Annotated in this window: 24 protein-coding genes; 16 read left to right on the forward strand and 8 right to left on the reverse strand. The window is 75.2% G+C overall.

What is annotated here, in order from left to right; genetic code table 11:
- Nucleotides 1–358: 358 nt before the first annotated feature.
- The 3 genes from ABD160_RS27220 to dapF are packed head-to-tail and all read left to right on the forward strand — an operon-like array spanning nucleotide 359 to nucleotide 2,861.
- A complete protein-coding gene (locus tag ABD160_RS27220) occupies nucleotides 359–1,060 on the forward strand; it encodes a class III extradiol ring-cleavage dioxygenase family protein (protein WP_344027518.1) in 702 nt (233 codons plus the stop codon).
- Entirely contained in the window at nucleotides 1,057–1,992 is a 936-nt protein-coding gene (gene miaA / locus ABD160_RS27225; protein WP_344027520.1) for a tRNA (adenosine(37)-N6)-dimethylallyltransferase MiaA, read from the forward strand. The genes ABD160_RS27220 and miaA overlap by 4 nt, the downstream gene beginning before the upstream one ends.
- Nucleotides 1,989–2,861: a diaminopimelate epimerase gene (gene dapF / locus ABD160_RS27230; protein WP_344027522.1), complete on the forward strand. Its 873-nt coding sequence runs from the start codon at nucleotides 1,989–1,991 to the stop codon at nucleotides 2,859–2,861. Before miaA ends, dapF begins: the two co-directional genes overlap by 4 nt.
- A 13-nt stretch (nucleotides 2,862–2,874) precedes the next feature.
- On the opposite strand, the gene arr is transcribed toward dapF, so the two are convergent.
- Nucleotides 2,875–3,321, reverse strand: coding sequence for an NAD(+)--rifampin ADP-ribosyltransferase (gene arr, locus ABD160_RS27235; protein WP_344027524.1), 447 nt, complete (start codon nucleotides 3,319–3,321; stop codon nucleotides 2,875–2,877).
- Between the two features lie 108 nt (nucleotides 3,322–3,429).
- Nucleotides 3,430–4,665 (reverse strand): MFS transporter, encoded by a 1,236-nt coding sequence (locus tag ABD160_RS27240; RefSeq protein ID WP_344027526.1) that lies wholly within the window; start codon nucleotides 4,663–4,665, stop codon nucleotides 3,430–3,432.
- A 53-nt stretch (nucleotides 4,666–4,718) separates the two neighbouring features.
- Here ABD160_RS27240 and ABD160_RS27245 point away from each other — a divergent pair, with 53 nt between their 5' ends.
- The 3 genes from ABD160_RS27245 to ABD160_RS27255 all read left to right on the forward strand — a co-directional run bounded on the left by ABD160_RS27245 (nucleotide 4,719) and on the right by ABD160_RS27255 (nucleotide 8,006).
- Nucleotides 4,719–5,282, forward strand: a complete 564-nt coding sequence (locus ABD160_RS27245) for an ArsR/SmtB family transcription factor (protein ID WP_344027528.1) — start codon at nucleotides 4,719–4,721, stop codon at nucleotides 5,280–5,282.
- Nucleotides 5,275–6,744, forward strand: a complete 1,470-nt coding sequence (gene hflX / locus ABD160_RS27250; RefSeq protein ID WP_344027530.1) for a GTPase HflX — start codon at nucleotides 5,275–5,277, stop codon at nucleotides 6,742–6,744. The genes ABD160_RS27245 and hflX overlap by 8 nt, the downstream gene beginning before the upstream one ends.
- A 206-nt stretch (nucleotides 6,745–6,950) precedes the next feature.
- On the forward strand, nucleotides 6,951–8,006 hold the full coding sequence (locus tag ABD160_RS27255) for a hypothetical protein (protein ID WP_344027532.1): 1,056 nt from the start codon (nucleotides 6,951–6,953) through the stop codon (nucleotides 8,004–8,006).
- Nucleotides 8,007–8,174: 168 nt separating this feature from the next.
- On the opposite strand, the gene lexA is transcribed toward ABD160_RS27255, so the two are convergent.
- Entirely contained in the window at nucleotides 8,175–8,909 is a 735-nt protein-coding gene (gene lexA / locus ABD160_RS27260) for a transcriptional repressor LexA (protein ID WP_344027534.1), read from the reverse strand.
- A 432-nt stretch (nucleotides 8,910–9,341) separates the two neighbouring features.
- On the opposite strand from lexA, the gene ABD160_RS27265 reads away from it, so the two are divergent.
- The 5 genes from ABD160_RS27265 (at nucleotide 9,342) to ABD160_RS27285 (ending at nucleotide 15,848) form a co-directional block, all read left to right on the forward strand.
- Nucleotides 9,342–9,518 carry a hypothetical protein gene (locus ABD160_RS27265; protein ID WP_344027536.1) on the forward strand — a complete coding sequence of 59 codons (177 nt, stop codon included), beginning with the start codon at nucleotides 9,342–9,344 and terminating at the stop codon, nucleotides 9,516–9,518.
- 870 nt (nucleotides 9,519–10,388) lie between these two features.
- Complete coding sequence (locus tag ABD160_RS27270) at nucleotides 10,389–10,556, forward strand: hypothetical protein (protein WP_344027538.1); 168 nt, start codon at nucleotides 10,389–10,391, stop codon at nucleotides 10,554–10,556.
- A 609-nt stretch (nucleotides 10,557–11,165) separates the two neighbouring features.
- Nucleotides 11,166–11,654, forward strand: a complete 489-nt coding sequence (nrdR, locus tag ABD160_RS27275; RefSeq protein ID WP_344027540.1) for a transcriptional regulator NrdR — start codon at nucleotides 11,166–11,168, stop codon at nucleotides 11,652–11,654.
- Between the two features lie 163 nt (nucleotides 11,655–11,817).
- Nucleotides 11,818–14,709 (forward strand): vitamin B12-dependent ribonucleotide reductase, encoded by a 2,892-nt coding sequence (locus tag ABD160_RS27280; RefSeq protein WP_344027542.1) that lies wholly within the window; start codon nucleotides 11,818–11,820, stop codon nucleotides 14,707–14,709.
- 314 nt (nucleotides 14,710–15,023) lie between these two features.
- Nucleotides 15,024–15,848, forward strand: coding sequence for a hypothetical protein (locus ABD160_RS27285; RefSeq protein ID WP_344027544.1), 825 nt, complete (start codon nucleotides 15,024–15,026; stop codon nucleotides 15,846–15,848).
- A gap of 9 nt (nucleotides 15,849–15,857) precedes the next feature.
- Here the strand turns inward: ABD160_RS27285 and ABD160_RS27290 are convergent, their stop codons facing one another.
- A complete protein-coding gene (locus tag ABD160_RS27290; RefSeq protein ID WP_344027547.1) occupies nucleotides 15,858–16,853 on the reverse strand; it encodes an alpha/beta fold hydrolase in 996 nt (331 codons plus the stop codon).
- 120 nt (nucleotides 16,854–16,973) lie between these two features.
- Here ABD160_RS27290 and ABD160_RS27295 point away from each other — a divergent pair, with 120 nt between their 5' ends.
- Complete coding sequence (locus ABD160_RS27295; protein WP_344027549.1) at nucleotides 16,974–17,444, forward strand: NUDIX hydrolase; 471 nt, start codon at nucleotides 16,974–16,976, stop codon at nucleotides 17,442–17,444.
- A 23-nt stretch (nucleotides 17,445–17,467) separates the two neighbouring features.
- Here the strand turns inward: ABD160_RS27295 and ABD160_RS27300 are convergent, their stop codons facing one another.
- Together ABD160_RS27300 and ABD160_RS27305 are read right to left on the reverse strand one after the other, a co-directional pair.
- Nucleotides 17,468–18,220, reverse strand: a complete 753-nt coding sequence (locus ABD160_RS27300) for a methyltransferase domain-containing protein (protein ID WP_344027550.1) — start codon at nucleotides 18,218–18,220, stop codon at nucleotides 17,468–17,470.
- A gap of 10 nt (nucleotides 18,221–18,230) precedes the next feature.
- The gene (locus tag ABD160_RS27305; protein WP_344027551.1) at nucleotides 18,231–18,443 is read right to left on the reverse strand and encodes a helix-turn-helix domain-containing protein; all 213 of its coding nucleotides are present in this window, start codon (nucleotides 18,441–18,443) and stop codon (nucleotides 18,231–18,233) included.
- Nucleotides 18,444–18,657: 214 nt separating this feature from the next.
- Between ABD160_RS27305 and ABD160_RS27310 the strand changes: the two genes are divergently transcribed.
- The 4 genes from ABD160_RS27310 (at nucleotide 18,658) to ABD160_RS27325 (ending at nucleotide 21,789) form a co-directional block, all read left to right on the forward strand.
- Entirely contained in the window at nucleotides 18,658–19,317 is a 660-nt protein-coding gene (locus tag ABD160_RS27310; protein ID WP_344027552.1) for a transglutaminase-like domain-containing protein, read from the forward strand.
- A 70-nt stretch (nucleotides 19,318–19,387) separates the two neighbouring features.
- The gene (locus tag ABD160_RS27315; RefSeq protein WP_344027553.1) at nucleotides 19,388–20,461 is read left to right on the forward strand and encodes an MBL fold metallo-hydrolase; all 1,074 of its coding nucleotides are present in this window, start codon (nucleotides 19,388–19,390) and stop codon (nucleotides 20,459–20,461) included.
- A 244-nt stretch (nucleotides 20,462–20,705) separates the two neighbouring features.
- Nucleotides 20,706–21,197 (forward strand): DUF3145 domain-containing protein, encoded by a 492-nt coding sequence (locus ABD160_RS27320; protein WP_344027555.1) that lies wholly within the window; start codon nucleotides 20,706–20,708, stop codon nucleotides 21,195–21,197.
- A gap of 46 nt (nucleotides 21,198–21,243) precedes the next feature.
- Complete coding sequence (locus ABD160_RS27325; protein WP_344027557.1) at nucleotides 21,244–21,789, forward strand: hypothetical protein; 546 nt, start codon at nucleotides 21,244–21,246, stop codon at nucleotides 21,787–21,789.
- 67 nt (nucleotides 21,790–21,856) lie between these two features.
- Here the strand turns inward: ABD160_RS27325 and ABD160_RS27330 are convergent, their stop codons facing one another.
- Together ABD160_RS27330 and ABD160_RS27335 are read right to left on the reverse strand one after the other, a co-directional pair.
- Entirely contained in the window at nucleotides 21,857–23,104 is a 1,248-nt protein-coding gene (locus ABD160_RS27330; protein ID WP_344027559.1) for a beta-ketoacyl-[acyl-carrier-protein] synthase family protein, read from the reverse strand.
- A gap of 46 nt (nucleotides 23,105–23,150) precedes the next feature.
- Nucleotides 23,151–23,393 carry an acyl carrier protein gene (locus ABD160_RS27335; protein WP_010231572.1) on the reverse strand — a complete coding sequence of 81 codons (243 nt, stop codon included), beginning with the start codon at nucleotides 23,391–23,393 and terminating at the stop codon, nucleotides 23,151–23,153.
- Nucleotides 23,394–23,417: the final 24 nt, after the last annotated feature.

Genomic DNA, 23,417 nt, shown 5'->3' on the forward strand with positions numbered 1-23,417 from the left:
GTGAGCCGGCCGCGGCGGGCGGCGGCCCCGGGCGGGCGCCCGGTGGCGGTCCGGGCCGGGGGCCCGGCTTCGGTGCGGGCCCGGCCGGTGGCGGGCCCGGTCGTCCGGGTGTGGCGGCGTTGGTCTCGGGCACCGGTGTGTCCTCCTCGTTCGGCCCACCGGATCACCGGCGGGCGCCCCGTCCGTGTCCGGCCGGGGCCGTGCGCGCGCCGAACTCCGCGCCGCGGCGGGAGTCGGAAACGCGATTCAAGCAGGTGAACCGCCTCCGGGGGAACCGCAGAGCCCCTGCCCGGTGACGACCGGCGGCGACACCGCCCACGGGCCGGTGGCCGCGGGCGGGTCGTTAGGCTCGGACGTCGTGCCCGCCGCGATCGCCGTCATCCCCCAGCCGCCGCTGCTCGTCCCGGAGCTGAGCGGGGACACCGCCGCCGGGACCGAGGCGGTCCGGGCGGCGGTCCGGGAGGTCGTCGCCGCGCTGGCCGCCGTCGCCCCGGAGTGGATCGCGGTCGGGGCCGACCCGGGCGGGCGGCGGTCGGTGCCCGCCGGTGCCCGGGGGACGTTCGCCGGGTACGGCCGGGACGTGCCGGTCGCGCTGCCCGGCGACGACGGGCCGGACGAGGGCGCGGAGCTGCCGCTGCCGCTGCTGGTCGCCGGATGGGCGGCCGCCGGGTCGGGGGTGCGCTCGGTGCGCGGCGAGCTCGTCGCGCCGGACGCGCCGGTCGCCGACTGCCTCGCCCTGGGCGCCGAGCTCGCCGTGTGCGATGCCGGGCTGCTGGTCGTCGGCGACGGCGCCGCCAAGCACACGGCGACCGCCCCCGGCGGGTTCGACGAGCGGGCCGAGGCGTTCGACGCCGTCGTCGCCGACGCGCTGGACCGGGCCGACCCGGACGCGCTGGCCGGGCTCGACCCGGCGGCGGCCGCGCAGCTGTGGGCGGCCGGCCGCGCGCCGTGGCAGGTGCTGGCCGGTGCCGCGGCGGGCCGCAGCTGGTCGGCGACCCACCGGCACACCGGCGCGCCCTACGGCGTCGCCTACCACGTCGCGTTCTGGGCGCCGTCGTGACGCCGGACCTGGTGGCCGTGGTCGGGCCCACCGCGACCGGCAAGTCCGACCTGGGGCTGGAGATCGCGCTCGCGCTCGACGGCGAGGTGGTCAACGCCGACGCGATGCAGCTCTACCGGGGGCTCGACATCGGCACCGCGAAGCTGTCCCCGGCCGAGCGCCGCGGCGTCCCGCACCACCAGCTCGACGTGCTCGACGTCGACGAGTCCGCGTCGGTCGCCGCCTACCAGCGGGAGGCCCGCGCGGTGATCGAGCGGCTGCGCGCCGCGGGCCGCACCCCGGTGCTGGTCGGCGGGTCCGGGCTGTACGTGCAGGCGGTGATCGACGAGCTGGAGTTCCCGGGCACCGATCCGGACCTGCGCGCCGGGCTGCAGGAGGAGCTGGACCGGCTCGGCCCCGCCGCCCTGCACCGCAGGCTGGCCGAGGTGGACCCGGCGGCCGCGGCCGAGGTGCTGCCGTCGAACGGGCGCCGGATCGTCCGCGCACTCGAGGTGATCGCGCTGACCGGGCGCCCGTTCCGGGCGACGCTGCCGACCACCGGCCCGCCGCGCTACGGCGCCGTCCTGCTCGGCGTCGACCGCGGTGTCGACGAGCTCGACGAGCGGGTCGCCCGGCGGGTGGACCGGATGCTCGACGACGGCCTGGTCGAGGAGACCCGGCGGCTGCTCCCGGCCGGGCTCGCCCGCGGCCGCACCGCGTCCCGGGCGCTGGGCTACCGCCAGGTGCTCGACGCGTTCGACCGGGCGGGCACCGAGCCCGGCCCGGACGAGCGGGAGCGGGTCCGCGCGGAGACGGTGCAGGCCACCCGGCGGTTCGTCCGCCGCCAGCGGGCCTGGTTCCGCCGGGACCGGCGGATCCACTGGATCGACGGGGCCGCCGACGATCCGGCCGCGGACGCGCTGGCGGTGCTGGCTCGTAGGCTGGTGTCATGACCGGTGGGATCGCGTTCACCAAGGGGCACGGCACGCAGAACGACTTCGTCGTGCTGCCCGACCCGGATGCCGCGCTCGACCTGACCCCGGAGCGGGTCGCGGCGCTCTGCGACCGGCATCGCGGTCTCGGCGCCGACGGCGTGCTGCGGGTGGTGCGCTGGGCGAAGCTGGCCGGCGACGAGACGGTCCCGGAGCCGGTCCCCGGCGTCGAGTGGTTCATGGACTACCGCAACGGCGACGGCTCGATCGCCGAGATGTGCGGCAACGGCGTGCGGGTCTTCGCCCGCTACCTGCACGAGCGCGGCTGGTCGCCGGGCGGGGGTGCGATCGGCACCCGGGCCGGGGTGCGCACCGCGACCGTCACCGGCGAGGGCGTGTCGGTGGAGATGGGGCCGGTCACGATCGGTCCGGCGTCGGTCGCGACCAGCGGGACCGCCCGGTTCGACGGGCTGGTGCTCGACGTCGGCAATCCGCACCTGGCCTGCGTCGTCTCCGCCGACCCGGACGCGCTGGACCTGACCCGCGCCCCGGCGCACGATCCGGACGTGTTCCCGCGCGGCGTCAACGTCGAGTTCCTGACCCCGCTCGACGGTCCCGCCGTCGGCGGCCGGATCCGGATGCGGGTGCACGAGCGCGGCGTGGGGGAGACCAGGGCCTGCGGCACCGGCACGGTCGCCGCCGTCGTCGCCGCGCTGCGCGCCGCCGGGCACGCCGCGGGCGACGTGCGGGTCGACACCCCCGGCGGCGAGCTGCGGGTCACCGTCGAGGCCGGATCGGCGGATCGCACCGGCGCCACCGTCCTGCACGGCCCCGCCGTGCTGCTCGCCACCGGCGAGCTGGACCGCGGCTGGTGGGAGTCCCCGGCCTGACCGGTCGCCGGCGTCAGTCGTGGATGACGGCGACGCCGCGCCGCCGGAGGTCGGCGAGGCCGTCCCGCATCGCCTGCACCTGCTCGGCGGTGTGACCGGTCCAGTCCTCGAGCTCGCCGACGACGCGGACGGGTTCGCGGGTCCGGTAGGACCGGGTCGGGTTGCCGGGGAACTTCGTGTCGGTGACGTTCGGGTCGTCCTCGACGTCGCCGGTGGGCTCGACCAGGTAGATGCGACCGGGCCCGTCGCCGGCCGCGAGCTCGGCGCCCCAGGCCGCGGTGTCGAGCGTCTCGGTCAGGTAGACGTGGTTCATCACGCGTCCCGGCTCGAAGTTGGAGAACCGTCCGGGCAGCAGCAGGTCGCCGACCGCGAGATCGGCCCGGGTGCCGTGCAGCAGCGTCCCCGGGCGGAAGACCTCGAACGGCGTCGGCCCGTTCGCGCCGTCGTGTGTGCCCGTCATGGTCGACCCCGTTCCGTGTCCGCGTGTTGTGGTCGGCGCAGATCCTCCGCCGGGACCGGGGGCTTGCCGCAAGACCCGGGTCGCGCTATACGTTGATCACGGCGGGATTCACTGCCCGGGCAGGTCCCGCAGCCGGCGCAGCGGGGAGAGCAGCAGCGGCAGCAGGGACAGCAGCTGCGCGCAGCAGGCCACCAGCAGCGCGCCGCGCGGGCCGAGGAGCTCACCCAGCCCGCCCCCGATCAGGCCGCCGACCGGGATCGTCCCCCAGACCAGGAACCGGACGCCGGCGTTCATCCGCCCGAGCAGCCGGTCCGGGCAGATCGCCTGCCGGAAGCTGACCTGCGCCACGTTGTAGACGACACCGCCGTAGCCGTCGGCGAACAGGCCCACCGCGGTCAGCAGGATCAGTGGGCCCGGTCCGCCGAGCGGGATCAGCAGCACGAACGGCGTCGTCACGAGCAGCGAGACGACGATCGTGCGGGCCTGCCCGAGCCGTCGCGTCCACGCTCCGGCGGTGAGCGCACCGGCGAGCCCGCCGACGCCGACGGCGGCCACGGCGGCACCGACCCCGACCTCGGGCAGGCCCAGGTCGTCCACCAGGAACAGCACCAGGACCGCGAGGAGGATCCCGCCGGCCAGGTTCGACGACGCGGTGCACAGCACGATCGGCCGCAGCAACCGGTGTCCGACGACGAACCGGAGACCTTCGACGATCTCGGCCCGCACCGTCGTCCCGGTGCGGGCGGGTGCCGGTTCGGTGGTCCGGATCCGGGAGATCGCGATCGCCGACACCAGGTGGCCGGCCGCCTGCGCGGCGATCGCGATCGCCCCGCCGACGAGTTGCACCAGCCCACCACCGAGGGCGGGCCCACCGGCCTCCGCGGCCGCCCGCGTCGACTCCAGCTTGCCGTTGCCCTCCACCAGATGCTCCCGGCCGACCAGGGACGGCAGCACCGACTGGTAGGCGACGTCGAAGAACACCGTCGCGAGACCGGCGAGGAAGGTCACGAGCAGCAGGTGGCCGAACCCCAGCACCTCGTACCACCAGGCGATCGGCACCGTGACGAGGAGCGCGAACCGGACCAGATCGGCGGCGACCAGCACCGGCACCCGCCGCACCCGGTCGATCACCACCCCGGCGGGCAGCCCGATCAGCAGGAACCCTGCGGTCTGCGCTGCGGTGAGCAGACCCATCTGCCACGGCGTCGCACCGAGCGCGGTGACCGCGAGCAGCGGCGCCGCCAGCTGACCGATCCGGGTGCCGACCTGACTCGTCGTCTCCCCGCCCCACAGCAGCAGGAAGTCCCGGTGCCGCCACAGCGCGCCGGTCGCGGATCGGGGCATGGACCGAGCATGCGCCCACTGATTGGAAAACGTCAATCAGTTAACCTGCGACGATGCCTGCCCGCCGACCCGCCACCGAGGCCGAGATCGCCGCGCTGTCCTCGGCCGTCCGGCTGCGGATCATCCGGCTGACCCACGTGGACGCGCTGACCAACGCCGAGCTCGCCGCCCGGCTGGGCCGTGATCCGGCGACGACGCTGCACCATGTGCGCAGGCTGGTCGCGCACGGCTTCCTGGTGGCCCAGCCGGCCCGCCGCGGTGCCCGCGGATCCCGGGAGATCCCGTACCGGAGCACCGGGCTGTCCTGGTCGCTCGACGACGCGGGCAGGCACGAACCGGTGGCCGAGGCGGGACTGGAGGCGTTCCTCGGCGAGGTCGCCGACGTCGGCCCGGCCGCGCTGGATCAGACCCGCCTCGTGCTGCGCCTGCCACCGGAGCGCGTCGCGGCACTGCGCGCCGAGCTGGACGAGCTGCTGGGGCGCTACGCCGCCGAGCCGGTGCTGCCGGCCGCCGAGCCGCTCGCCGTGTACCTGGCGCTCTACCCGGGTGACCCGCCCGGCGAAACGGACCGGACAGCGGCTCGGGGAACGTGGGACACTCGGGGGCAAGATGACTGAAGCCCACACGCCCGCCAGCCCGTCCACCGGGGAACTCGAACTCGAGGAGCGCTCGTCGCTCCGCCGCATCGGCGGCCTGTCGACCGAGCTCACCGACGTCACCGAGGTCGAGTACCGCCGCCTGCGCCTGGAGCGGGTGGTGCTGGTCGGCGTCTGGACCGAGGGATCCGCCGAGCAGGCGGAGGCCTCGCTCGCCGAGCTGGCCCGGCTGGCCGAGACGGCGGGCTCCGAGGTGCTCGACGGCCTGGTCCAGCGCCGGTCGACACCCGATCCGGCGACCTTCATCGGCTCCGGCAAGGTCGACGAGCTCGGCGTCGCCGTGCGCGCCGCGGAGGCCGACACGGTGATCTGCGACGGCGAGCTGTCGCCCGGTCAGCTCCGTCAGCTCGAGGAGCGGCTCAAGGTCAAGGTGATCGACCGGACCGCGCTGATCCTCGACATCTTCGCCCAGCACGCCCGCTCGCGGGACGGCAAGGCGCAGGTCGAGCTGGCCCAGCTGTCCTACCTGCTGCCCCGGCTGCGCGGCTGGGGTGAGGCGCTGTCCCGCCAGGTCGGCGGTCGTGCCGCGGGCGGCGTCGGGATCGGCGGCCGCGGCCCGGGTGAGACGAAGATCGAGCTCGACCGCCGCCGGATCCGTGCGCGCATGTCGAAGCTGCGCCGCGAGATCGGCGCGATGCGTCAGGTCCGGGAGACCCAGCGCGGCAACCGCAGGCGCAACGAGGTCCCGTCCGTCGCGATCGTCGGCTACACCAACGCCGGCAAGTCCAGCCTGCTCAACCAGCTCACCGACGCCGGCGTGCTGGTCGAGGACGCGCTGTTCGCCACCCTCGACCCGACCACCCGCCGGACCGAGACGCCGGACGGGCGGGTCTACACCCTCACCGACACCGTCGGCTTCGTCCGGCACCTACCGCACCAGCTGATCGAGGCGTTCCGGTCGACGCTGGAGGAGGCCGCCCACGCGGACCTGCTGGTGCACGTGGTCGACGGCTCCGATCCGCTGCCCGGCGACCAGATCGCCGCCGTCCGGAAGGTGCTGGTCGAGATCGGCGAGGAGCAGGGCGGCAGCATGCCGACCGAGCTGCTCGTGGTCAACAAGACCGACGCCGCCGGCGACCTGGCGCTCGCCCGGCTCCGGCACGCCCAGCCCGACGCGGTGTTCGTCTCCGCGCACCGCGGCGACGGCATCGACCTGCTCCGGGACCGGATCGCCGGCCTGCTGCCCCGCCCGGAGTACGACGTCGACCTGCTGCTGCCCTACACCGAGGGCGCGCTGGTCGCCCGCCTGCACGACGAGGGCGAGGTCCTCGCCGAGGAGCACACCCCCGAGGGCACCCGGGTCCGGGCCAGGGTCGGGCCGGAGCTGGGCACCGCGGTCCTGCCGTTCGCGGTGGCGGGCGGTCCGGCCGGTACCGGCAGCGGGTCCGATCCCGACCTGCCGGCGACGGCGGCGGGGCGCTGACCCGGGCGGTCCGGGCCGGATCGAGGGGCGGGCCGGGCGGCCGCGTCCGGGCGACACGGCGGCGGGCCGCCCTGGGAACGCGGCGGCGGGCCGCCCTGGGCACGCTGTGGCGGGCCGCCCTGGCTCTGGTCCTCGTGACCCTCGGGCCGGCCTGCGCAGTGGCGGCCGCCGGGCCGCCTGCCGTCGGGACGGCCGGAGCGCCCGGAATGCCTGGGGCGCCGCCGCCGGCCGCGCACCCGGTCGTCCCGCCGCCTGACGCCGACCCGTCGTCCCTGGACGAGCCGCGCCCGGTCTGCACGATCGAGGATCCGCGACTGGCCGAGATCTCCGGGCTCGTCACCGACGGCGCACCGGGGGAGCCGCCGCAGCACTTTCACGCGATCGTCGACGGCGGCGGCACCGCCGAGGTGTTCACCCTCGATCCGGTGGGTTGCACGGTGACGGCCCAACGGGACGCCCCGGTGCGGGTCACCGACGTCGAGGATCTCGGCCGCACACCGGACGGCGGGCTCTGGCTCGCCGACATCGGTGACAACACGGCGCGCCGCGAGTCGGTGCGCCTGGTCGTGCTGCCGGTCGACGGACCGCCCCGCAGCTACGACCTCGTCTACCCGGACGGTCCGCGGGACGCCGAGGCGGTGCTCCTCGCCGACGACGGGACCCCGCTGATCGTGGACAAGACCACCGGGGCGGCCGGGCTGTACCGGCCCGCGGGGCCGCTCACCGAGGACTCGGCGGTGGCGCTGGAACGGGTGGCCGACGTCGTCCTGCCGTACTCGGCGACCACCGGCGGCCCGCTGGGCGCGGTCGGCACGCGGACGATCACCGGCGGCGCCGTCGGACCGGTCGCGGCGGACGGCGGGCGGGCCGCGGCCCTGCGCACCTACACCGACGCCTGGCTGTTCCCGCTGCCCGACGGCCCGGTGACCGGGGATGTCCTGGTCGGGGCGCTGGGCGGGGCCCCGCTGCAGGTGCCGCTGCCCGGTGAGCCGCAGGGCGAGGCGGTGGCTCTGGACGGCCGCGGGACGCTGCACTCCGCCACCGAGGCGCGGGGCCTGTCCCCGGCCGCGATCCGGTCGGTCGCCGGTGCGGTTGCCGCCGCGACGGCACCGGCCGCGCCGGTCGCGGCCCAGCCGGCGGAGGCGCCCGACGTCCGGTCCTTCCCGCCGTGGCTGCCCGCCGCGGCCGGGATGGCGGTCGTCGTCGCGGTGCTGCTCGCCGGGGTCGGGGCGATGGCGCTGCACGGCCGCCGCAGGCGGTGACCGTGCCCCGGTCCGGGATCGGCACCGCGCCCCGGCTCGGGATCGGCACCGTGGCCCGGCTCGGGATCGGCACCGTGGCCCGGCCCGGGATCGGCACCGCGCCCCGGCCCGGGATCGGCACCGTGCCCCCGCCGGGGGTCGGCACCGTGCCCCGGCCCGGGGGTCGGCTCAGAGCCGGCGCAGCACCGCGACGACCCGGCCCAGGATCGACGCCTCGTCACCCGGGATCGGCTCGTAGGCGTCGTTGGCCGGCATCAGCCAGATGTGACCGTCCCGGCGCCGGAACGTCTTGACGGTCGCCTCGCCGTCGATCATCGCCGCGACCACCTCGCCCTGTTCCGCGACCGGCTGCTGCCGGACGACGACCCAGTCCCCGTCGGTGATCGCCGCGTCCACCATGGAGTCACCCTTGACGTTCAGCAGGAACAGGGTGCCCTCGCCGACGATCTCGCGGGGGAGCGGGAACACTTCCTGCACGGCCTGCTCGGCCAGGATCGGCCCACCGGCGGCGATGTCGCCGAGCAGCGGCACGAACGCGGGTGCCGGACGCTCCGAGCGCCCTGCCTCGGTGTCGGCGTCGGTCCCGTCGCCCGCGGCGGTCTGGTCGGGGCTGCGCACGTCGACCGCACGGGTCCGGTTCGGGTCCCGGCGCAGGAATCCCTTGCGCTCCAGGGTCCGCAGCTGGTGGTGCACCGACGACGTGGAGGTCAGCCCCACCGCGTCGCCGATCTCCCGCACGCTCGGCGGGTAGCCGTAGCGGTCGACCCAGTCCCGGATCACCGCCAGGACCTTCCGCTGCCGCGGGGTCAGACCGCGCGTGTCGGCCGGGGGCTCGGGGAACTCCCGGACGTCGGCGGAACCCCGCCCGGGGGACGCACCGCCTCCGGACTCGTCCGCTGCCATCGCATTCGCCTCCTCGAGGATGTACCGGCACGGACACTAGCCGCCTTCGGCCGGTCCGCCAAACATGCGTTCGAAGTTCGTCACCCGCGTGTCGTGGATTCCGTCGGGCACCGGTGGTACAACATCGCACAGGCGTTCGATCGAACATCGATTCGAGCGCCGGGGTGTCCGGGGCGGGCGTCCCGTGCGGGCAGGGAGGCGAGCGGCATGGGTGTGGTGACCGAGGTCCGGCCGTGGGAGGTCGGGCGGCAGGCGCGATCCGTGCCGCCGGCGAGCCCGGGGCGAACTGAGCAGTCGAGGCGGCCGATGCAGCCGACGCGGTCAGCGCAACGGGCGCGGCCGGTGCAGCCGGTGCGGTCGGCGTGGTCGGCGCGGCCGGTGCGGTCGGTGCGGCCGGCGCGAGCGGGGTGGCCGGTCGCCCGGGCGCGGGGTGTGGCGGCACCCGGTGGCGTGCTGCGGCGGGCCGTCCAGGGACTGGGGATCGGGCTCGCCTCGGCGGCGACGGTGATCGGGCTGGGTCTGCTCGCGGAGGTCTCGGCAGCGGTGGTGGCGCCGGTGTCGACACCGCCGTCGGTGGTCGTCCAGAGCGTGCTGCCGGCCGGCCACTGAGCCCGGCCGGAGCGGGCTGAGCAGCGGCGATCCGATTCCTGTCGGTGCCCGGTGCTACACAGCTCGCACGCCCGTTCGACCGGCCCCGGGGAAGGGCCGGGCGGGATGGGCAGGACGCGTGGCCGGGTGTGGCCGGCGTCGACGGTGACCGTTCCGCCGCAGCAGGCGGGTGGTCCTCGAGGAGCAGGAGGAGCCATGCGAGAGCTCGACGTGCGTGAGGTGGCACCGCGGCCACGGACCGGTCGGCCGGGCCGGGCGGCGGCCGCGAATGCGCCGCAGTGGTCCGGCGCTGCCGGGGTGCGCGAGCGGGTGCGTGCGGGGGCCGCCCATGCGGTGCGCTGTGCCGGGGCGCGGCGTCCGGCCCGCGGATCCGCGGCGGCCCGGGCCGCCGCCCGGTGGGACATGCCCGTCCCCGGATCCGAGGTGCCCGAGCGGGCCTCCGGTCCGGCGTTCGGCGCGCCCCGGAGGGCCTCCGCTCCCGTGCCCGGTGCCCCCGAGCGGACCTCCGGTGCCCCCGAGCGGGCCTCCGGTCCGGCCGCCGGTGCCCCCGAGCGGGCCTCCGGTCCGGCCGCCGGTGCCTCCGAGTGGGGCTCCGGTCCGGTCGCCGGTCCGGTCGCCGGTGCGGCCGCCCGGACCTCCGGTCCGCGCACATCGCCCGCCGGCCCGGGAGCGGCGTCCGGCGCGGCCCCGGCCATGGCATCGAGCGTGGCGTGCCCTGCTGCGTCCACGGCGTCCCGGGTCGCCGGGTCCGGCGTGGCCTTCACCCGGTATCCCGGGGCGGCTCCGGCCGGGCACGCGACTGCGCGGGTCCGCGCTGTCCGCCCACCGGGGCGCCACTGCGTGGCACCTGCCCGGCTGCACCGTCCGGTGGTGCGACGTCGCTCACGGGGTGAGCGACTGCTGGCCGGGGTCGCCACGGTGGTCTGCTCGGCCACGGTGGTCGTGGTCCTGGGGCTGCTCGGGGATGCGGCGGCCGGATGGAACGCCGAGGTCGCCCCGGCACCCGGGCCGGCGGCGACGGCTCCGGCCGCTCCGTGACGCCGGGCGCGCCGGGTACCCGCAGGGGCCGACCGGGGACCGCGCCGCATGCGATCCGACCGGTCGGCCGCCGTGCCGTGCGCTGCGGCGGGCCGACCGGGGTCCGCGCCGTATGCGATGCGAACTGGTCGGCGGCCGTGCCGTGCGCTGCCGGGCCGAGCGGGGTCCGCGCCGCATGCGATCCGACCGACCAGCAGCCGTGCCGGGCGTCGCCCGCCCGACCGGAGACCACATCGGGCACGGTCGCCGCGCGTGACAGGAGCCTTGCCGCCCGGCGCGTCGGGATGGCGTGTCCCCGACCCGCGACACCGTCCGTCGCGGTCCGCCCGGGGCGCCGGACGGACCCCGGGATCGCGTCACGCGCGCTGATCAGGGCGGATGTGCAGGTTCATGATCCGTGTGCTCCGGCGGCCGCGCGGGGGCCGTGTGCGACCCTCGTTCCCGATCGGGCGAAGCTCGGCGCCATACCGGACCCGGGGATGGCGCACCCCAATATGTAGGGGTTACATTGGTGTCGTTCTCCCACTGGTTGGGGGAGCCGTCACCGCGGTACATCGCGGTGCGGGGCGGAGAATTCCCGCCGGGTCACGGGAGAAGGGGAGTGCCGACGTGCGTTGCCCGTTCTGCCGCCACCCGGATTCGCGGGTGATCGACTCCCGGACCGCCGACGACGGGACCTGCACCCGCCGCCGCCGGTCCTGCACCGCCTGCGGTCGCCGGTTCACCACGGTCGAGGAGACCGTGCTCGCCGTCGTCAAGCGCAGTGGGGTGAGCGAGCCCTTCAGCCGGCAGAAGGTTGTCGGCGGGGTTCGCCGGGCGTGTCAGGGCCGGCCGGTCGACGAGGACGACCTGCAGCAGCTCGCCCACCGGGTCGAGGAGACGGTGCGGGCCCGCGGTGCGGCCGAGATTCCCAGCCACGAGGTGGGGCTGGCGATCCTCGGACCGCTGCGCGAGCTCGACGAGGTCGCGTACCTGCGGTTCGCGAGCGTCTACCGATCCTTCTCCTCCATCGAGGACTTCGAGAAGGAGATCGCCGACCTCCGTTCGGCGGCTGCCGGGGAAGCAGCCGACGACGGGGCCGGCAACCGGGACGGCTGACGCCGATCCGCCGGTACCGGTGCGGGCGCGCAGGGGGCGCATCCACCGGCGGCGGACCGGCACTGATCGGCCGGACCGGGAACGGGGGCGGTGTCCCAGCACCGCCTCGGGTGCCCGCGCACCCCAGCGCGCGGGAGAGGAACGTCGGATGCGGAGGCAGTTCATGACCGAGACCGTCGGGGGCCCGGCGACAGGCACCGGGAGCACGACCCAGAACACGGCCCAGAACGGCGACGCGCCCGCGAAGGCGCGCGGCCGCGGGAAGGCGGGCGCCAGGCAGCGCGCCGGGCTGCCCGTGCAGCGGGTCTTCACGACCGAGGGTGTGCACCCGTACGAGCAGGTCGAGTGGGAGCGCCGGGACGTCGTCATGACGAACTGGCGGGACGGCACGGTGAACTTCGAGCAGCGCGGCGTCGAGTTCCCGCGGGCCTGGTCGGTGAACGCCACCAACATCGTCACCAGCAAGTACTTCCGTGGCGCCGTCGGCAGCGAGACCCGCGAGTCGAGCCTGCGCCAGCTCATCGACCGGGTGGTCGGCACCTACCGGCGGGCCGGCGTCGAGCACGGCTACTTCGCCACCGAGGCCGACGCCGAGATCTTCGACCACGAGCTGACCTGGATGCTGCTGCACCAGGTGTTCAGCTTCAACTCGCCGGTCTGGTTCAACGTGGGCACCGCCAGCCCGCAGCAGGTCAGCGCCTGCTTCATCCTCTCGGTCGACGACACCATGGAGTCGATCCTGAACTGGTACCGGGAGGAGGGCCTGATCTTCAAGGGCGGCTCCGGCGCCGGCCTCAACCTGTCCCGGATCCGCTCCTCGCGTGAGCTGCTGTCCTCCGGCGGCACCGCGTCCGGCCCGGTCTCCTTCATGCGCGGCGCGGACGCCTCCGCCGGCACCATCAAGTCGGGCGGCGCGACCCGCCGGGCGGCGAAGATGGTCGTGCTCGACGTCGACCACCCCGACATCGAGGAGTTCGTCGAGACCAAGGCCAAGGAGGAGGCCAAGGTCCGGGTGCTGCGCGACGCCGGGTTCGACATGGACCTGGGCGGCTCCGACATCACGTCGGTGCAGTACCAGAACGCGAACAACTCGGTCCGGGTGACCGACGAGTTCATGCGCGCGGTCGAGGAGGGCACCGACTTCGGCCTCCGCGCCCGGATGACCGGCGAGATCATCGACCGCACCGACGCGCGGAAGCTCTTCCGCGGCATCGCCGAGGCCGCCTGGAACTGCGCCGACCCCGGCATCCAGTACGACGGCACGATCAACGACTGGCACACCACGCCGGAGTCGGGGCGGATCACCGCGTCGAACCCGTGCTCGGAGTACATGCACCTGGACAACTCCAGCTGCAACCTCGCGTCGCTGAACCTGCTCAAGTTCCTCGACGCCGACGACCGGTTCGACGCCGAGACCTTCGCCAAGGCCGTCGAGCTGATCATCACCGCGATGGACATCTCCATCTGCTTCGCGGACTTCCCGACCGACCCGATCGCCGACACCACCCGGCGTTTCCGGCAGCTCGGCATCGGCTACGCGAACCTGGGCGCGCTGCTCATGGCGACCGGGCACGCCTACGACTCCGAGGGCGGCCGGGCACTCGCCGGGGCGATCACCTCGCTGATGACCGGCGCCGCCTACAAGCGCTCCGCCGAGCTCGCCGGGGTCGTCGGCCCCTACGAGGGCTACGCCCGCAACGCCGAGGCCCACCAGCGGGTGATCCGCAAGCACGCCGCGGCGAACGACGGGATCCGCAGCTTCCCGGCGTCCAACCCGGTCCAGCAGCTCGCGTCGCAGACCTGGAAGAAGTGCCAGGAGATCGGCGAGGCGAACGGCTGGCGCAACGCGCAGGCGTCCGTGCTGGCCCCGACCGGCACGATCGGCCTGATGATGGACTGCGACACGACCGGCATCGAGCCGGACCTGGCGCTGGTCAAGTTCAAGAAGCTGGTCGGCGGCGGCTCCATGCAGATCGTCAACCAGACCGTGCGCCGGGCCCTGGACAACCTCGGCTACCAGGCCGAGCAGGCCGAGGCCATCGTCGAGTACGTCGCCGAGCACGGCCACGTCATCGACGCCCCGGGCATGAAGCCCGAGCACTACGAGGTGTTCGACTGCGCCATGGGGGAGCGGTCGATCGCCCCGATGGGGCACGTCCGGATGATGGCGGCCGCGCAGCCGTTCCTGTCCGGCGCGATCTCCAAGACGGTGAACATGCCCGAGCGGGCCACCGTGGAGGACGTCGAGCGGATCTACCTCGAGGGCTGGCGGCTCGGCCTCAAGGCCCTCGCCATCTACCGGGACAACTGCAAGGTCGGGCAGCCGCTGTCGGCGGGCAAGGGCAGCTCGGGCGAGAAGTCCGCGGAGGCCGAGTCGGCGCCGACGGTCGTCGTCGAGCAGCGGCCGATCCGCAAGCGGCTCCCCAAGAAGCGCCCGAGCGAGACGGTGTCGTTCACCGTCGGCGGCGCCGAGGGCTACCTCACCGCGGGCAGCTACCCCGACGACGGGCTCGGCGAGATCTTCGTCAAGCTCGGCAAGCAGGGCTCCACCCTGGCCGGCGTGATGGACGCGTTCTCCATGTCGATCTCGGTCGGCCTGCAGTACGGCATCCCGCTGGAGTTCTACGTCTCGAAGTTCTCCAACCTGCGCTTCGAGCCGGCCGGCATGACCGACGACCCGGACGTCCGGATCGCCACCTCGGTGCTGGACTACCTGTTCCGCCGGCTCGCGCTGGACCACCTGCCCTACGAGAAGCGGGCCCAGCTGGGCATCTTCTCCTCGGACGAGCGGTCGGCCCAGGTCGAGAACGAGTACGGCTCGGGGGAGAACCTGGACCTCGACGAGTTCCGCTCGTCGGTGCCCACCACCACCGAGAAGAAGGACCCGGCCGTCGAACCGGCCCCGGTCGAGGTCGGCAGCTCGACCGAGCTGCTCGAGCTGCGGCTGGGCAAGGCTGCCGACGCCCCGCTGTGCATGACCTGCGGGACGAAGATGCGGCCCGCCGGATCCTGCTACCTCTGCGAGGGCTGCGGCTCCACCAGCGGTTGCAGCTGACGTTTCACCCGCGGGGCGGTACCGGACTCCGGTGCCGCCCCGCGGTGCGTCCCGGTCCGGGCGGCGCCATCGGTGACGTCCGCCGGCGCCCGGCCGGTCATCGGCCCCGGCCACCGGTCTCGGCCCCGGCTGCCGTTCCCGGGGGCCGCGCGGTGCCGGTGAGCCCGGTGCCGGTGAGCCCGGTGCCGGTGAGCCCGGTGCCGGTGAGCCCGGTGCCGGTGAGCCCGGACGCCGGTGAGCCCGGACGCCGGTGAACCCGGCGCCGGCAAGCCCGGTCGCCGGAACGGACGTGAGCGAGCGAGGAGGGGGTGGCCGTGCCCGACCTGACCGACCGGACCGACCGGACGGTGGAGATCGCCGAGCGACTGCGGACCGACCCGAGGATCCTCGCCCTGGTCCTCGGCGCCCCCTGGCGCCGCGCGACCGGCGGCGGCCCTGCTGACGGTGGGACCGGTGGCGGCCCGGCCGACGGTGGGACCGGTGGGACCGGAGTACCCGTCCCCGATCCGGGCCGTGGCCCCGCCGCCCCCGGAACCGACGCCGGCGGCGACCCCCGTCCCGGCGCCGGTCCGGCACGGGCCGCCGGTCCGGCACAGGGCACCGGTCCGGGCCCCGGGGCCGGTCCGGGAACGGACGGCCGCGGCCGGATGTACGTCGGCGTCCCGTCCCCGTCCGAGCTGGGGGAGCTGGGCCTCCCGGCGGAGGGCCTGCGGCACTTCGGGCTGAGCCCCGCCGAGCTGCGCGCCGGCGGCTGGACCGACACCGACCTGCGCACCGCGGGCCTGACCCCGCCCGGGGCCGGGCCGGAGCCCGTCGAGTGGTTCCTGGCGGGGGAGCCCGCGCAGCTGATGCTCGGCATCGCGCCGCACGGACCGCCGCTGCTCGCCCGTCCCGAACCGGGACCGCCCACCGGTGCGCTCGAGCCGGCCGACGTGCAGGAGATCGCGGCGATCGAGGACTGCGCCGACCCGGAGAGCGAGGCGATGCTGCTGGTCCGCGAGATCCGGGACGGGCTGGTCCGCCGGGCCCGCCGCCGGCTCGCGCACTGCGTGGTCTGCCTGCGCCAGGTGCACCGCACCGACCCGACCACCGGCGTCTGCCCGGACTGCGCCGCGCAGTGGCTCGGCGTGCTCGGGTGAGCGCGCCGGTCAGGTCGCCGAGACCGGCCCCGGCCGGGCCCCGGTCGCGGCGGGCGGGCAGCGCAGCAGCTGGCGCCACTGCTCGGCACTCCAGCGGGCCGGTTCGGTCGAGGCGAGGAACTCCTCCAGCAGGCCGACGAAGCGGGCCGGATCGGAGTGGAACGGGAAGTGCCCGGTGTCGCCGAAGATCTCCAACCGGCTCCCCGGCATCGCCCGGTGCGCGGTGTAGGCGTGCTCGACGGGTACCACCGCGTCCCGCTCGCCCCACACGAGCAGCGTCGGCATCCCGCGGGTGAGGTAGCAGCGGTCGAGCATCGTCACGACCTGGCCGCGCCAGTCGACGACGGCGCGCAGGGTCCGGATGAACGCCGCCCGGGCGGTGGCGTCGGGCAGCGCGTCGATCACCCGGATCAGGTCGTCGGCGTCGCGGCCGAGATCGGTGCCGAGCAGCCGCAGCGCGTCGATCACCAGGCCGGCCTGCCAGCGCAGCGGCGGCAGCTGCAGCGCGGCGAGCAGGGCCTGCGCGCCGGGCATGCTCACCGCGCGCAGCAGCGGCGTCACGTCCGGACCGGCCCCGCCGGTGCCGACGAGCACGAGCCGTTCGGTCCGCTCCGGGAACTGGTAGGCGAACTGCATGGCGACGCCGCCACCCAGCGAGTGCCCGACCAGGGTGGCCCGCTGCACGCCCAGCACGCCGAGCAGGTCGCGGATGCCGTTGGCGTAGGCGGCCACCGAGTAGTCGGCCCGCGGCTTCTCCGAGTTGCCGTGCCCGAGCAGGTCGGGCGCGATCACCAGGTGCTTGCGCGCGAGCGCGGGCAGCACGGCCTCCCAGGTCGCGGAGCTGTCACCGATGCCGTGCACCAGCACCACCGCCGGGCCGGACCCGGCGACCCGGAACGCCCGCCGGTAGCCGTGCACGGTCCGGAACCGCAGCTCCGAGCCCCGCGGCGGCACGACGCCCAGCCGGTCGTCGACCCGGACCGGCCGGGAGGTGTGGACCGCCATCCGCCGACGGTAGTGCCGCCGCGTTACCCCGGTGTTGCACCGACGGATCGCGCACCGGGAGCGCACCGGGACACCGCACCGGGCGACCGTCCGCGCCCCGGCACGGCCTAGGGTCGGGTGGTGACCGATCGTTACCAGGTGGTCCCCGCGTCCTACGTGCTGCTGCTGCGCGGCACCGGCGAGCGCACCGAGGTGCTGCTGCAGCTGCGCGCGAACACCGGCTACATGGACGGCCACTGGGCGGCCGCCGCGGCCGGGCACGTCGAGCAGGGGGAGGACCCGCCGGCCGCCGCCGTCCGCGAGGCCCGCGAGGAGCTCGGCCTGACGATCGCCCGGGACGACCTGGTCCCGCTGACCGCGGTCCATCGCACCCACGGCAACGGCAGGCCGATCGACGAGCGGGTCGACTTCTTCTTCACCTGCCGCGGCTGGACCGGCGAACCGCGGGCGGCCGAGGCCGGCAAGACGGCCGGGCTGGACTGGTTCCTGCTGACCGCGCTCCCGGCGGCGACGGTGCCGCACGAGCGGGCCGTCCTGGAGGCGCTGCGCGACGGCGGCCCGGCCGCGATCCGCAGCCACGGCTTCGGCTGACGCACCCCGGCCCGGTGCCCGGTTCACCGCCTGGTCGCGCCGAGGAACCACCGGTCCACCGAGAACGGCTCGTCCCCGCAGGCCGCGACGCCGGACACCCAGGCGTCCACCTCGGCGCGGTTCAGCCCGCACCGGCCGGGCGCCGCGGCGGCCACCATCTCGCGCAGCGCGAGCCCGTAGCCGTGTGACGCCGGTCCGCGCATCGGCGCCCGCTCGGACCACTCGCCGGTGAACCCGGCGGCGCGCAGCATCGGCCCCAGCTCGTGCGGCAACCGCGGCCGCGGCACCGTGGTGCACCACGCGTCCCGGATCCGGCGGTGCCGGTCCTGCCCGGGGCCGGGCCAGTGCAGCGACGTCCAGTCGGTGTCGAGCACGAGCAGCCGCCCGCCCGGGCGCAGCACCCGGTGCAGCTCGGCCGGGGCCGGACCGGGATCGGGCAGGAACTCCAGCACCTGCAGGCAGGCGACGGCGTCGAACGGTCCGTCCGGCAGCGAGCCGGGCCCGCCGAGCGCCCGCTGCTCGACGACCGCACGGGTACGGCAGCGGCGCCGGGCCAGGGTGACCATCACCGGATCCGGGTCGATCCCGTACACACCGGGCCCGACCGCGTCGGCCAGCTCGGCGAGGAGCTGCCCGGGGCCGCTCCCGATCACCAGCACCCGCTCGCCCGGCCGCGCGGCCAGCAGGGCGAGCGTCCGGGCGCGCTCGGCGCCCGCCTCCGCCGTGTCGTAGGTGCCGGCCACCCGCCGTGCGCTCGCGGCATCGGTCGGCACCATCGGGCCCGCCTCAGCTCCCCGTGTAGCGGGCGGACTCGATCAACGACTCGACCGACTCCGGCGGCACCCGGAACGAGCGGCCGAACCGGACCGCCGGCAGCTCCCCCGAGTGCACCAGCCGGTACACCGTCATCCGCGACACCCGCATCCGCTCGGCCACCTCGGCCACGGTGAGGAACGGCGCGTCCTGCCCGGACCGTTGCTCCGGGATCCCTGCCCCCATCGTTGCGCCCCTCCCCGGATCGGGCACCGCACAGGGCCCCGACCATCGTGATCACCGAACGCAGGGACGGTAGCGCGGATTCCGGCCTCCTCCGGGTGCGAGCATGTCCCACCCTCGGGTGTACTCGGCGAGCGATATCGGCGCTGTGTCACCAAGGGTGCACGTATGGTGATCCTCGGGCGTGCGAGACGGGGTCACGTCGAAGGAGGGCGACATGTCCGTACCGACCGGGTCCGACCTGGAGCCAGGCTGGTTCACCGACTCCGACGCGCCCGCCGTGCGCGCGTTCGCCGAGCGGGTCACGGTGGGCCGCGGCGATCCCGTCGAGCGGGCGGTGGCGCTGTTCGACGCCGTCCGCGACGGCATCTGGTACGACCCGTTCGGGGTGGTCACCGATCCCGGCGACTACCGGGCGAGCCGGGTCGCCGAGCGGACGGCGGCCTGGTGCGTGCCGAAGGCGGTACTGCTCACCGCCGCCGCCCGCGCGGCCGGGATCCCGGCCCGGCTCGGGTTCGCCGATGTCCGCAACCATCTCAACACCCCGCGACTGCGGGCCCGGATGGGCGGCGCCGACCTGTTCGCCTGGCACGGCTACAGCGCGCTGTGGCTGGACGGCCGGTGGGTCAAGGCGACGCCCGCGTTCAACGCCGAGCTGTGCGCCCGGTTCGGCGTCGAGCCGATCGCGTTCGACGGGACGGCGGACGCGCTGATGCACGAGTTCGACGGCTCCGGTGCGCGCTACATGAGCTACGAGCACGACCGCGGCACCTTCCACGATCTCCCGCTGGACGACGTGCTCGCCACCTTCCGGGAGCTCTACGGCGAGTCGATGTTCGCGACGCCGTCGACCGGCCGGGACGCCTTCACCCGGTAGCCCGCCGGACCCGGCGGCCCGGCGAGCCCGGCGAGCCCGATAGCACTGCACACGATCTATCGTGCTGTGGGTGAGCCTCCCGACCGTGACCGACGACGATCCGAGCGGCGACTGGACGGCGGCGGGGGTGTTCCGCAGCGCCCCGGGCGTCTACCGGATCCCGCTGCCGCTGCCCAACGACGGCCTGCGGGCGGTGAACGTCTACGCGGTCGCCGACGCCGGCGGCTGGACCATGGTCGACTCCGGATGGGCCATCGACGAGGCCCGGGACCTGCTGGAGAAGTCGCTCGCCGCGCTCGGCTCCGGGCTGGGCGACGTCCGCCGGTTCCTCATCACCCACGCCCATCGCGACCACTACACGCTGGCGTCGGTGCTGCGCCGCGAGTACGGCACCCGGGTGCTGCTCGGTGCCGGGGAGAAGCCGAACCTGGACGTCGTCGCCGATCCGGCCCGCCCCGCCCGGGAACCCGACCGGACCCGGCTGCTGCGCTGCGGCGCGGCGGCGCTGGTCGAGGAGATCGGCCGCAGCGGCCCGTGGCCCCGGCCGGAGCCGGAGGAGTGGCAGGCGCCGGACGAGTGGATCGCCGACCGGGCGGTGATCACGCTGGGGGAGCAGGCGGACGTCCGGTCGCTCACCGCCGTCGAGACCCCCGGGCACACCCGCGGCCACCTGGTGTTCGCCGACGACGCGCACGAGCTGCTGTTCGCCGGTGACCACGTGCTGCCCCGGATCACCCCGTCGATCGGGCTGCAGCCGGCGCCGGTGGCGAGCCCGCTCGGCCAGTTCCTGGACTCGCTGCGGCTGGTCCGGGCCCGGCCGGACGCCGATCTGCTGCCCGCGCACGGGCCGGTCGGCGGCCGGGTGCACGCCCGCGTCGAGGAGCTGCTGGCGCACCACGACGTCCGGCTCGCGCAGTGCCGGGACGCGGTCGCCGCCGGCAACCCGACCGCCTGGGAGGTGGCTCGGGTGCTGCGCTGGACCCGCCGCGAGCACCGGTTCGACGACATGAACCTGTTCAACCGGATGCTGGCCGTGCTGGAGACGGTGGCGCACCTCGACGTGCTCGCCGATCTGGGCGAGCTCACCCGCACCGAGACCGACGACCCGGGGACCGGCGCGCCGCTCGCCACCTACACCGCCTGATCCGCGCGGCGGGCCGCGACACGCCGGTGGTCGTTCACCCGGTGGACGTGTCGGGGTGGCCGCCGAAGCCGGAATACGGCACAGTGACACCACCGGATTCACCACCCGCAACGGAGGTCTCCCCGAGCCCCACGCAGCACACGAACCAGCACACGACACCAGCGCACGGTCGCCGCGCCACACACCGCAGAGTCCCGAGGACGTAGGGGAAGACGATCCTCGTCGACGACAGCGGAGGTTGGCAGTGAGCACACGCGGAGTGGTGTTCGTCCACTCGTCGCCGACTGCGGTCTGTCCGCACGTCGAGTGGGCGCTCTCGGGCGTTCTCGGAACGCGGGTCTCCCTCGAGTGGTCCGCGCAGCCGGTCGCGTCCGGGCAGATGCGGGCCGAGTGCTCGTGGAGCGGTCCCGCCGGGAGCGGGTCCGCCCTCGCGAGCGCGTTGCGGGCCTGGTCGATGCTGCGGTTCGAGGTGACCGAGGAACCGAGCCCTGGCATGGACGGCGAGCGGTTCATGCACGTGCCGGGCCTGGGCATGTGGCACGGGCGCACCAGCGCGAACGGCGACGTCGTGCTGCCCGAGGACCAGCTCCGGGCGGTGATGGCGGAGAACGGCGGCTCGGGCCTGTCCCGGCGGCTGGACCAGCTGCTCGGCACGGCCTGGGACGACGAGCTCGAGTCCTTCCGCTTCGCCGGCGACGGCGCCGCGGTCACCTGGCTGAACCACCGGGTCGGCTGACCGCACCCGGCCCCGGCACACTGTCCGATGTGTGCAGGAGGCAGGGATGAGCGCCCGGGCGGCGGCGGTCGCCGCCGGGATGGTGGTCGCGCTGGTCGCGATCGGTGGGACGGCGTGGACCGCGGCCGGTGCCGCGCCGCGCGGCGTCGCCCCCGGGGCGGCTCCGCCACGCCTCCCGCAGGACGGCGCCGGCGACGGGACCGTGACGATCAGCGCCGGCGCGGCGGGCCATCCGGCGGCCCGGCTGGTGCTCGAACGGGTCCAGCTCTACTTCGACGCGGTCAACGGCCGCGATCACGAGACGTGGGCGCGGGTGGTCAGCCCGGAACGCGCCGAGCAGCAGCCGCGCGAGGTGTGGCTGGACGGCGTCGGCTCCACGATCGACGGCACCATCCGGGTGGACCGGATCGATCCGGCGCCGGGCGGCGGGGTGGTCGCGCTGGTGCGCTTCGTCAGCGTCCAGGACCCGTCCGACGGGCCGCCGGGGCTGCAGGTCGGCCGGATCTGCTGGCAGGCGGCGTACCCGATGGCCGGGTCGCCGCCGCGGATGCTGGTCGGTGACGCGGGCGGCGTGCTCGGCGCCCCCTGCTGAGCGCGCCCCACAACGACGACGGCGGCGGTCCCGGGTCCGGGACCGCCGCCGTGGACGTGACCGCGGGTCAGACCTTCGTGAACAGCAGCGAGGCGTTGTGCCCGCCGAACCCGAACGAGTTGTTCAGGGCCGCGTCGACGGTGACCTTCCGGGGCTCCCCGGCGACCACGTCGAGCTCGACCTTCGGGTCCTTGTCCTCGAGGTTCAGGGTGGCCGGGATGACGTCGTCGCGCACCGACAGCAGCGCGACGATCCCCTCCACCGCACCGGCCCCGCCGACCAGGTGCCCGAGCGCCGACTTGGGCGCGGTGAGCACCGGGTGGTCGCCGAGCGCCTTGCGCACGGCCACCGACTCGCCGACGTCGCCGACCACCGTGGAGGTGGCGTGGCAGTTGACGTGGGTGACGTCGGAGACCTCCAGCCCGGCGCTGGCGACGGCCTTCCGCATGGCGCGGACCTGGCCCTCGCCCTCCGGGTCGGGCCCGGTGATGTGGTAGGCGTCCGAGGTCATCCCGATCCCGGCGAGCCTGCCGTGCACGGTCGCCCCGCGGGCCCGCGCGAACTCCTCCCGCTCGAGCACCAGCACGCCGGCGCCCTCGCCGAGGACGAACCCGTCGCGCCCGGTGTCGAACGGCCGGGAGGCGCGCTCCGGGTCGTCGTTGCGGGTGGACAGGGTCCTGGCCTGCACGAACCCGGCCACGGTGATCGGCACGATGCAGGACTCGGCGCCGCCGGCCAGCACCACGTCGACCTCGCCGGCCTGCAGCAGCCGGTAGGCCCAGGCGAGCGCCTCGGCGCCGGTCGCGCACGCCGACGCGGGGGAGTGCACCCCGCCCTTGGCCTTGTACTCCAGGCTGACCATCGCGGCCGGCCCGTTGGGCATCAGCATCGGCACCGTCAGCGGCGAGACCTTGCGCAGGCCGTGCTCCTCGAGCAGGTCGTCCTGCGCGAGCAGGGTCGGCGCCCCGCCGATGCCGGCCCCGATCACGACGGCGAGCCGCTCGGCCTCCACGGCCGCGCCGTCCTCGCCGGGGACCGCGCCGAGACCGGAGTGCGCCCAGGCCTCCTTGGCGGCGACCATCGCGACCTGCTCGCACCGGTCCATCCGGCGGGCCTGCACCCGCGGGATGACCTCGGTGGGCTCGACCGCGAGCTGAGCCGCGATCTGCACCGGGAGGTCGAAGCGTTCGGTCCACTCCGCCTCGACGGTGCTCACGCCGGACTTCCCGGCGAGCAGTGCCTCCCAGGTGGAGGCGGCGTCCCCGCCGAGCGGGGTGGTGGCCCCGAAACCGGTGACGACCACTCCGTCGGTCATGACGTCTCCTTTTCCCCGACGAGACGACAGCGCTCGCCGGTTCGGCTCACTGGTGCTTGGCGATGAAGTCGACGGCGTCGCCGACGGTCTTCAGCTCGGCCAGCTGGTCGTCCGGGATCTTCGCGCCGAACTTGTCCTCGGCCTGCACGGCGATCTCCACCATGGACAGCGAGTCGATGTCCAGGTCGTCGACGAACGACTTCTCGGGGGTCACCTCGGCGGTGTCGATGCCGGCGACCTCCTCGACGATCTCGGCAAGCCCGGACAGGATCTCAGCGTTGTCAGCCACGTTCGGTTCTCCTCCGATGGGTGG

This window comes from Pseudonocardia kongjuensis (assembly GCF_039526905.1).
GTDB classification, from domain to species: domain Bacteria; phylum Actinomycetota; class Actinomycetes; order Mycobacteriales; family Pseudonocardiaceae; genus Pseudonocardia; species Pseudonocardia kongjuensis.